The following is a 10,840-nucleotide window of genomic DNA, read 5'->3' as shown; positions in this document are numbered from 1 at the left end:
AACCAATAGCCGAAGGTTTTTCGCATGGTGTGAGTACCAATGGATTCTACATCGGCAAAATCTCCGGCTTTTTGCAATTGTCGATAATACGTGTTTTTTCGTCATACAAAAACCTCTACATATAAGTAGAGGTTTTTAAATTATATCTTAATGAATTATGCTTTCTTAGATAAAGCAAATTGAGTTCAGGTAAACGAAGAACATAGATAGAATACATAATTTTAACTAGACTTATTATTAGCTAGTGTATCCCCACCACCAAGCTCCGCCTCAATCTGCGAAGTCTTCGATGACTCATCCATACGCCAATACGTAATAAAGCTTATCGCGATACATCCGGCTACGTAGAAGTAGAATAGTGATTCCATTCCGATACTCTTCAGCCATAATGCGATGAACTCAGCTGTTCCGCCGAATATCGCAACTGTTAGTGCATATGGTAAACCTACGCCAAGTGCGCGAATTTCGGTCGGGAAGAGTTCTGCTTTTACAATTGCGTTAATTGATGTGTAACCAGTAACGATAATGAGACCGACCATCATGAGTAAAAATGCTACGATCGGTTCTGTCGTTTTTTCCATGAAGAAGAAGATTGGTGCTGTTAGTAACGTTCCGAGAATACCGAAAGCCATTAATAGTGGGCGGCGTCCAATTTTATCAGATAATAGCCCTGCAATTGGTTGAAGTACGACGAAAATAAGTAGTGCGACAAAGTTAATCCAGCTTACAACTTCTTTCGGAAGACCGACTGTGTTTACCATGAACTTTTGTAAATATGTTGTGTACGTATAGAATGCGACAGTGCCACCTAATGTTAGGCCGACTACTGTTAATACTGCTTTCGGATGTTTCATAAGAGCGCGAACGGTTCCTGCGCTTTCGCGTTTTTGTGATTTTATGTTTGAAAACTGCTCCGACTCATCCATCGTGCGGCGAAGCCATAATACAGCTACTGCGCCCATCGCTCCAATAATGAATGGAATACGCCATCCCCAAGCTTTCATATCTGGTTCGCTTAGTAATTGCTGAAGAACAATTTGAACGCCTAACGCAACCATCTGTCCAGCAACGAGCGTTACATATTGGAAACTTGAATAAAAACCACGGCGTCCACTACTAGCCATTTCAGATAAATATGTTGCGGAAGTTCCGTACTCTCCCCCGAGTGATAACCCTTGTAGTAAACGGGCAAGAACTAAAATAATTGGCGCCATAATGCCGATACTTTCGTAACTAGGTGTACAGGCGATAATTAAAGAACCACCGGCCATAACTGTAATCGAAAGCGTTAATGCTGCCCGGCGTCCGTGCCGATCCGCATAGCGTCCCATTAATAAACTTCCGATAGGGCGCATTAAAAATCCAACTGCGAAAATAGCCGCTGTGTTCAGTAACTGACTCGTCGGATCTCCTTTAGGAAAGAACTCTGCTGAGAAGTAAACAGCGAAAGCAGAGTAAACGTACCAGTCGTACCATTCAATTAAATTACCGACAGAACCTTTGAAAATATTGCCGGCGACTCGATTAGATTTTGCTTGAGCCATACTAATTCCTCCTCTTGCTTAGAAATAAAAGGTATATATGAAAGCGTGTTCATTATAGTTGAATTGTACTGTCTATAGAATAAAATCTCAATATTATGACAATTTTATTCTTTTTGTACTTTATGTACATGGAGAGTTTTAATAGTTGCTTCATTATTCGTTTTGTCATAATAATAGAAAAAGGAGATTGATAGTTTTGAATATTTTATCAAAGGATATGAAACATGAAGAAATCACGCAAAGTGTCATTACAAACGAAAATAGTAAGCTTAATTATCGCGTTAATTTTATTTGTCGTTCTCCTATTAGCGGGAATATTTGTTTACATTCAGTCCGTTGATACGAAGCGCCAAGTGGAGCAGCTAGCACTGCAAACAGCGAAGTCGCTTTCTTTTATGCCAGCTATAAAAGACGCTTTTCAAAATAACGAGCATAAAAGTAAGATTCAATCCATTGCGGAACAAGTTCGTGAGCAAGCTGGTGCAGATTATGTCATTATAGAAGATCGTTATGGGGTTATGTATTCACATTCTAATTCGGAGTTAATTGGTGCAAAGAGTAACAACCCGTATAACTATGAAGCACTCACTTTTGGTGGTTATTATACGCTCGAAGGAAATGGTGAAAGTGGTCCTGCTTTAATGGCGAAGGCACCCATTATTGTTCATAACGGAGACTACGATCAAGTCGTAGGTGTTGTGACAGTAGAATTTTTAATAAAAGGTATCGAATCTAACATACTGAGCAGAACGAAAGAAATTATACTCTTTTCCTTAGCTGTATTAGTAGCCGGCATTGTTGGCGGCATTCTTTTAGCACGTAGCATTCGGAAAGACACACTCGGTTTAGAGCCAAATGAAATTGCGGCGTTATATCGGGAACGAAGTGCAATACTACTATCTATAAAGGAAGGGATTATCGCTATTGATCAAAACGGTTTTATTACGATGATGAACACGTCGGCAGAAGAGATGTTACATGTGAATGGTGATTATATGCAGCGGCACATTTCAAAAGTTTTACCGGAATTTCATATGGAGAGAGTACTAGAAAATGATCAAGAAATCGCGTTTCAAGATAAAGTGTTTATTTTAAACATGACACCAATACTCGAAAATAATAATACAGTAGGCGTTGTATGTAGTTTTAGAGATAAAACTGAACTGCAAAACCTTGTGAACACAATATCTGAGGTAAGAAAATATTCAGAGGACTTACGTGCTCAAACGCATGAATTTACAAATAAACTTTTCGTCTTATCAGGATTACTTCAGTTAGGACATTACAAAGAGGCGATTGAATTTATCCAGCAAGAATCTAACATTCATCAAAGCCAAAATCATATTTTATTCCATTAAATTCATGATGCAAAAGTACAAGCAATTTTATTAGGAAAAATCGGAACAGCATCTGAGAAGAAAATTGATTTTCATATTGAAGGAGATAGTGCGCTTCATCCGTTACCAGACCATATAAAAGTTTCGCACCTTATTACAATCCTTGGAAACATAATCGATAATGCATTTGATGCGGTGAGTGAACGAGAGGAAAAGAGTGTTTCCTTCTTTGTTACCGATATTGGACATGACATTGTGTTTGAAGTGATAGATAGTGGAGCAGGGATACCGGCAGAAAAAATTACGACTATTTTTCAAAAAGGATTTTCAACGAAAGGAAATGATCGTGGTTACGGACTAGCAAACGTGAAAGAAATGGTAGATCTACTAGAGGGAACAATTGAAATTCAAAACGAGAAAAATGGGGGAGCTATTTTTACAATTTACCTTCCGAAAACATTGAAAGAAAGTACATGACAAACAGGGGGATGGGCATATGTTGAAGGTTGCAATTGCAGAAGATGATTTCCGCGTCGCGCAAATTCAGGAAGAGTTTTTATCAAAAATAAAGAACGTAAAAGTGATTGGAAAGGCATTGAACGCGAAAGAAACGATGGAACTACTACAAAGGGAAGAAATCGATTTGCTTCTATTAGATAATTACTTACCAGATGGAATTGGAACCGACTTATTACCACAAATCCATGCCGACTTTCCAAGCGTTGACGTTATTATGGTTACTGCCGCAAATGAAAATCATATGTTAGAAAAAGCGATTCGAAACGGCGTAAGCAACTATCTCATAAAACCGGTTACGCTGGAAAAATTTGTTCATACAATTGAAGACTATAAAAGAAAGAAGCAATTATTACATAGTAACAATGAAGTGAATCAAGCACTCATCGATAACTTCTTCGGCATTTCGCAAACACAAGACATAAAAAACTTACCGACAGGCGTTGATTCGTTAACACTGCAAAAAGTGAAAGGGATTATAAAAGGATTCGAAGAGGGAATTACAATAGAAGAAATGGGAGAACAAATGGGGGCCTCCCGAACAACCGCAAGAAGATATTTAGAATACTTAGTAGCGACAAATGAATGCACAGTAGAGTACACATACGGCATTATCGGACGACCAGAGCGAAAATATCGCATAGGACGAGGACTATGAAAAAGCGATTATTACTATGTATATGGATCATGACAGGAGTAATAGCTGGTTGTTCCTCGGAAAAATCCCATACGAATAAAGTGAACATCGACAAATTAGAAATCGTTGCGCCGAACGTTCAAGGAGCAGGGTGGGACTTAACAGCACGGGCGATGCAAAAAACACTAACAGAAGAAAAAATCTTCACAAAACCAATCGCAGTCACAAACAAAGTAGGTGGCAGCGGTGACGTCGGATGGAAATATACGAAACAAAAAGGCGGTCACGTACTGGCGATCAACTCAAGCTTACTCATAACGAACAACCTACTAGGCCACAGTAAACTAACATATAAAGACTTCACCCCGCTCGCGCTACTTGCATCAGACTGGGAAGTCGTTGTCGTATCAAAAGAATCAAACATAGAAAACGCAAAACAACTAATGGAACAACTAAAACAAAACAAGAAAAACTTCAAAATCGGCGTTGCCCCAGGCCTAGGAAACGACGATCACCTATCTTTCGTACAAGTAAGCAAAGCATTCGGCATAAACCCTGCCGAACTACAATTCTTCGTCTACGAAAACAAAGAAAAAATCATAAACGCCCTAACGAACAAACAAATAAACGCCGCAACCATGACCCTATCCGAAGCCGAAAAACAATACAAATACGGCAAAATAAAAATACTAGCTGTATCTGCACCAAAACGGCTAGACCGCCTACCAGAAATCCCAACATGGAAAGAACAAGGAATCAACGTCATCTTCCAGCACTGGAAAGGAATTATGGGCTCGAAAGATATGACAGAGGAAGAGGTTGCTTATTGGGATAGTGTGATTAAGAGGATGGTTGAGAGTGATAGTTGGAAGGGGTTTTATAAGGGGAGTGGGGAGAAGAGGAGGTTTTTGGAGGAGAGTAGTCAGGAGTATGGAGAGTTAGTGGGGGATAGTAAGAATTAGTACATCTTACGGTATGGCGTATGATTTTTCTTTAAATGAAAAATCCCTTTTAAACTAACATATCAGTTTAAAAGGGATTTGTTTATATTTTTGTTTTAAATACTTCGGATTCTAAATACTGATAATTATTGGTTAAAATTATCATCAATAATAGTAGCTATATAGGAATTGTTCAGCCAATAGCACTGCTTCGTGATTTTTTGTCCATCAGGTAGTAGGATCTTATCTTTTCCATCTTGTCCTTTGGGTCGTATGTGGGCAACGCCATTAAATTTAGTTTTTGGTAGATTATTTGTTTCGATTTCATTATTACCACGTTTTTTATATTGGATTTGAATTCCTTCTCGTATTATTTTGTTAACTTCTTCCCATAAATGTTTAATTTCAATTTCGATTGTATGAACAGGCATATTCCAAAGTTTAATGCCTTTCAAATAAAGTTTACGGTTTGGATTTTCTTTTATTGTTTGCCTAAATTCAAATATAACAAATAAAAACTTTGTCTCATAAAAACGTTCGCGTAAATAGCTTTCTTCCCAAGTTTCATTCAACCATTGATTAAAATTAATTGTTTCAAATGACATACTTTCTTTAGGTATCCCATTTGGTTCTAAACGAATTGTTTTAAATTGTATATTTGCTTTAGCAAATTCTTCGATATCATCAAGACGGGTTCCTTTAATCCCTAATAAGGAACTTACTAAGTTTGGAACAAAACTTTTATTTCTAGGCTTGTAGTCTACTGATAAATTCTGAGCAATCTCTTCATCAGTTAATCCTATGTATAATTCGAATTTAGAGTGAATAATTTCTTCTAAAGATTGTTTTTTTAGTTCATCAGCTGTTACAAAACTTACTAGTTCTTTATTTTGAATATATCTGCGAACTAGTGCCGTCATATAAGACGGCTTTAATGAAAAAGCTCTTTGCATTGCTGGAATTTCAGAACGTGGTTGTGAGCGGAGTGAATTTTTATTGGAACCTTTTGTACAAGCTCCTAAATAGTTTGTATCACCTTCGGATAATTCATGTGCTTTGCCGGCACGAATTTTATTTACGATGGTTTCCCAGTCTTGTCTAATTATTTCTAAATCAGCTTCGGGATAGGTGAATAAAAGGCTTTTTGTAATGTGAAAATCTTTACGGTCTACACCAGGTACCCATTCATAGAACATTAATAGTAGTTTTTCGTTTTTCTTCCAAAAGCTTGAGGTTTCAAATTGTGTATGAACTTCTTCCATATAGTTGATAATATTTAAGACTAGTCGTTCTTTGGCTGATAATGAACCGTTTTTATTTTGTTTAAATGCAGTTACTTTAAGTTCAATACCAAGGTGTTTAAAGTCAGCTTCTGCGTTTGAATTGACTTCATATCCAAAAAAGCTTTCCTCGATTACTTGTCCTAGTCCACCTTTTGATTTAGCATTTGCAAGTCGATTAGTGGAATCAATTTCACCAAATGTTTTTCCTTCAGCCTCATGTGCTTTTTTCATTAGTTCTTCTATTGTAGTGTAGTCCATAATAATCTCCTTTCTGTATCCGGTGCTGCGTTGTATGATTTTAAACATTACATATTAAAGTTATGCTATAATTAAAAGCTGTTTCAATTTTATATAAGTAAAAATTTATAAGAAGGAAAAGACGATTTGTTTTATTAGATAAGGGCTATATTGGATCTGTTCAAGGGAAGTTTATTCCTTTATACTATTGATATAGTAGCGAACTGTTTTCTTAATTGTTACAAGCCAAAATAAGAAATTATAAAAAAGTATGGTTCTTGAAATGTTATAGTTGATCTTTTCCTCACTTTTTATTATAATGAAGCATAGATAAATAAAATACCGAAAGGATGTTCGTGTATTTATGGTGAAAGTAGTAGAACTTTTCGCGGGAGTAGGAGGTTTTAGATTAGGACTAGAAGCAAACGAAAACTTTGAAGTTCTTTGGGGAAACCAGTGGGAGCCCTCAACTAAAGCACAACATGCATTTAATTGTTATGCAACTCGCTTTAAAAATAAAGGAATACATGTAAATAAAGATATAGCAGAAGCTTGGCCGGAAATACCTGCGCATGATTTATTAGTAGGTGGATTCCCTTGTCAAGACTATTCTGTAGCACGTACTTTATCAAATGAAAAAGGAATACAAGGAAAAAAAGGTGTTCTTTTTTGGGAGATAATGAACATAGTTAATTCTCGCAAGCCAAGATTTGTTTTGTTAGAGAATGTAGATAGATTGTTGAAATCACCAGCAAAACAAAGAGGTCGTGATTTTTCTATTATGCTGGCGAGCTTTAGAGACGCAGGATATGTAGTGGAATGGAGAGTTATTAACGCTGCGGATTATGGAAATTCTCAAAGAAGACGAAGAGTATTTATTTTTGCGTATTTAAAAGAATCTCATTTCACGTCTGTTCAAAGTAAAATGAAGCCTTTAGAGATATTGTGTGGAAATGGATTCTTCGCTCCAATTTTTAATGTGCATGAAGCACCTGAAGAAAACAAAAAAAGAGGGCAATTTGAGTTGCCAGTCGATATTATTGAGGTTTCTGATACATTTAAAGCTGAATACTATAATTCTGGCGTAATGATGGATGGACAAGTATATACGGAAGAATTAGTTCCAGTAACTGAAAATGCAGAGACTTTAGGTGAAGTTGTTCAAAAGGTATATGATAAATTTGGCCCTGCAGATGAATCGTATTATTTGAAAATGGATAAGGTTAACAAAAAGGGAAGAACGGAATTTGAGGAACTGAAGTATCTTAAAGGTCCTAAAAAAGAAGAAAGAGTATCAAAGGCGACGGGTCATAAATATTTCTACTCTGAGGGAGGAATGGCTTTCCCTGATGATTTAGAAAAGCCTGGACGTACAATGTTAACAAGTGAAGGGACATGTAATAGAAGTTCACATGTAATAGAAGATCCTTATACAAAAAGACTAAGATATTTAACACCAGTTGAATGTGAATTGTTAAATGGTTTCCCGATGGACTGGACAAATACTGGTATGCCACAAAGAAATAGGTACTTTTGTATGGGAAATGCTTTAGTGGTTGATTTGGTGGAGCGAATGGGAAAAAGGATTTTGGAGATTAATACAGAGGAAAAGCTGAAGAATTTTGTCCAACTGAGCCTGGGTCTTTAAAAAGTAGGCATAGTTGTATAAAAAGAACTATGGCCGATGCTAAATAACCTGACTACTATTTTATATAGAGGTCAGGTTATTTATTTTGTATAGAAGAGAGTATAAAATGATTTATAGTGAAGGAGGGGATTGTGAGGGATAACTAAAGCCCTAATGATAGGATTCACCATCTTTTAAAAATAAATAGAATAAAATTATTAAAATAATAAAGGATTTAAAACAGTGGTAGTTTTATAAATTTATTAAATTAACACCACTGTTATAGAAAGTAGGGGTAGGAAAATGAATCTAGAGCAATTTAATCAAAAGCTTGAAAAAGAATGGCAAGCATATTATGGGAAAACAATAGAGAAAATAGCTGAAGATTTAGGTATGAATTTTGATTTGTTAAAAGGAAAGTTATCGGTTGTAATGGTGGTAAATCAATTTTTAAAGAAAAGTAAAATAAATCAAAAAGATAAAGTTGATGGGCGTACCTTAGCAATTAAAACTGTAAGACTACAGGGAAATGGAGTACCTAAGGAATCTATGTCATTTGAACAAATAGATTTTATAGGAGTACATTCAGAGAAATGGGAAAATAGCTTTATTTATAATAAATTTAGAAATACTTTATTTTGTTTTATTGTATTCCAGAGTATTGGGAAGGATGTATATTTTAAAGGGTTTAAACTGTGGCAGATGCCTATAGAAATATTGGAAAAAGATGTTTTTGATTTTTGGGAATGCTTAAGAAAGATTTTAAATGAGGGGGTGAAAATTGAGTTAAAAAAACACGGGGCTACATATATAAAAACAAATAACTTACCAGGATCTAAAATGAATAAGGTTGTACATGTGCGTCCTAAAGCAAAAGATGGTAATGATATTGTTGAGTTACCAGATGGTCAAATGATTACGAAACAAGCCTATTGGATAAATGCATCGTATATAGGTGGGATTTTGAAAGATATAAAGGAAGTTACACCTACAAGAACTGAGAGTAGAAAAAAATTTGATATTAATCAACATATTGAATGGCAAGAAATTTTGTCTAAAGAGGTTTATACTATTGATGAAATAATAAATCTGGGTAAGCAAGAAAAAAGTAATTTTACTGCAAGTGATATAAAAGAAAAAAATTTAAAACAACATGGTTATCATATTCAAAATACGTTTGTAGTAAAAAATCAGATTTTGGATATTAGTGAGTATCTAGAAGGGAAGATTTTAAAAAGTAACTATTTTGATAGTAGAGTAGATACAATATTTCAAACATCACTGGCGAAACGAAAAATCGAAAACCTTGAAAATGCATATAAACTATTACGAGTTGAAGATACAATCTATTTAACTGAGAAAGGAATGCGAAAAGCCAAAGTATCGAGAGAAGACATAGTCTCTTATAAAACGGCTATTGAAAAATACGTTGGGGAAGAGCTATTTACATTGGCTTCTATAAAAGGTGAAGGTTTTTATCATGAAGTAGATGACTATGGTTTTGATAATGTATTTTATGAAAATATTATAAAACGTCCTGGGCGGATTCATTCATATAGATTTGCAGGTATTACATTTTTTGCTAAAACAACGTACAAAATTTCATCTGAAATTATTATGAAAGATATTTTAAAAGGAAAAGATTCCATTTCTTTATTTGAAATGACGCAAGAAATTATCAGTAAGTATAAATGTCGTGTTCCAGAGGATCGTTTAGAAAATGCAATTTTAAATACAAAAATGAATCTTTATTATTCAATCGAACTCCATCGATTATTTGGTACAAAAAAAATGTATTTAGATTATATAAATCGATAATTATAAAGGGATAATAGAGTGCTAAATTTGCATTCTATTATCCCTTCATAATTATTAATAATATTTCTATCGATAGATTTCCTTTTTTTTCTTGAAATTTCCTTTTTTTTCTTGAGTTTTAAGTGATAAAGTAGTATTCTCTTTTTAGATCTAAATAATAGTTAATTAATGAATGAATGAATACACATTTAATCAGAGCTCTCATAGAGAAATGGAGTGAAATAGTTCATAATGCCGGAAATTGAAACAATGTTAGACTTATATGCCTTATGTAATTTCGGTTTTAACATTCGAAGTGTTGAAAAACTAAGGGAGGAGTATGGACTATCTTGGAGTGATATTAAATATCAGACATCAAATCTAGAAAATCTAAAGTTCCATAAGCCAGCAACCGTTACGAAGTTACTAGCAGTGTTTTCTGAGGTAGCAGATGCTTACCGTGTAAATAATCTATTTCAATTAGCATATGAGGGCATTAGTGAAAGAAATATTAAGTTACTAATTGAAAAAGGCATTACTTATACTGATTTATATAGTATTTCATTAGAAGAATTTAATGAAATACTGGAAGGTAGTAAAAAGTCTTTTTATCAAAAATTGCTTAATGCTTTTGATAAAATTGAAATATTAAAAGGAAGAATAGCTCCTTCGACTATTGAAAATGTAATAATTGATGAATTTAGTAAGCTACAACCAAATCAATATATAAAAAAAGAAGAAATTTGTAATATATTAAACTCTAAGTTTAAAACTGAGACTAATGATACTCAAATGAAAATTTTAGAAAAAATGATTAAAAAAGAATTGATTTTTGAGCGTGATTTAAGGTTCTTTAAAAAATATAAGTTTTTGGACGAGTATTTAAAAGAAGAATTTCTTAATAAAGATGTTCTCTTGATG

7 protein-coding genes and 2 pseudogenes are annotated in these 10,840 nt (G+C 34.4%); 6 read left to right on the top strand and 3 right to left on the bottom strand.

Annotated elements, in window-relative coordinates:
• Both DN403_RS24680 and DN403_RS24675 read right to left on the bottom strand, forming a co-directional pair.
• Positions 1 to 86, bottom strand: a pseudogene (locus DN403_RS24680) (tyrosine-type recombinase/integrase); the annotation flags it as partial.
• A 135-nt stretch (positions 87 to 221) separates the two neighbouring features.
• Positions 222 to 1,544 (bottom strand): MFS transporter, encoded by a 1,323-nt coding sequence (locus tag DN403_RS24675; RefSeq protein WP_000035842.1) that lies wholly within the window; start codon positions 1,542 to 1,544, stop codon positions 222 to 224.
• A gap of 224 nt (positions 1,545 to 1,768) precedes the next feature.
• Between DN403_RS24675 and DN403_RS24670 the strand changes: the two are divergent.
• From DN403_RS24670 to DN403_RS24660, 3 genes and pseudogenes are all read left to right on the top strand, one after another.
• Positions 1,769 to 3,358, top strand: a pseudogene (locus tag DN403_RS24670) (ATP-binding protein).
• Between the two features lie 19 nt (positions 3,359 to 3,377).
• Positions 3,378 to 4,055, top strand: a complete 678-nt coding sequence (locus tag DN403_RS24665; RefSeq protein ID WP_149185847.1) for a response regulator — start codon at positions 3,378 to 3,380, stop codon at positions 4,053 to 4,055.
• On the top strand, positions 4,052 to 4,996 hold the full coding sequence (locus DN403_RS24660; protein ID WP_149185846.1) for a tripartite tricarboxylate transporter substrate binding protein: 945 nt from the start codon (positions 4,052 to 4,054) through the stop codon (positions 4,994 to 4,996). The genes DN403_RS24665 and DN403_RS24660 overlap by 4 nt, the downstream gene beginning before the upstream one ends.
• A gap of 125 nt (positions 4,997 to 5,121) precedes the next feature.
• Here DN403_RS24660 and DN403_RS24655 read toward each other — a convergent pair whose 3' ends face one another.
• The gene (locus DN403_RS24655; protein WP_149185845.1) at positions 5,122 to 6,516 is read right to left on the bottom strand and encodes a Sau3AI family type II restriction endonuclease; all 1,395 of its coding nucleotides are present in this window, start codon (positions 6,514 to 6,516) and stop codon (positions 5,122 to 5,124) included.
• A gap of 343 nt (positions 6,517 to 6,859) precedes the next feature.
• Here DN403_RS24655 and dcm point away from each other — a divergent pair, with 343 nt between their 5' ends.
• The 3 genes from dcm to DN403_RS24640 form a co-directional block, all read left to right on the top strand.
• Positions 6,860 to 8,143 (top strand): DNA (cytosine-5-)-methyltransferase, encoded by a 1,284-nt coding sequence (gene dcm / locus DN403_RS24650; RefSeq protein WP_149185844.1) that lies wholly within the window; start codon positions 6,860 to 6,862, stop codon positions 8,141 to 8,143.
• A 282-nt stretch (positions 8,144 to 8,425) separates the two neighbouring features.
• On the top strand, positions 8,426 to 9,940 hold the full coding sequence (locus DN403_RS24645; RefSeq protein WP_149185843.1) for a MutH/Sau3AI family endonuclease: 1,515 nt from the start codon (positions 8,426 to 8,428) through the stop codon (positions 9,938 to 9,940).
• A gap of 231 nt (positions 9,941 to 10,171) precedes the next feature.
• Positions 10,172 to 10,840: hypothetical protein (locus tag DN403_RS24640; RefSeq protein ID WP_149185842.1), on the top strand; the 669-nt coding region annotated here is incomplete at its 3' end.

It is taken from the genome of Bacillus sp. AY2-1 (assembly GCF_008368965.1).
GTDB lineage: Bacteria > Bacillota > Bacilli > Bacillales > Bacillaceae_G > Bacillus_A > Bacillus_A thuringiensis_S.
The sequence above is the reverse complement of the archived record's forward strand: the minus strand, read 5'-3'. Positions and strand labels throughout refer to the sequence as shown.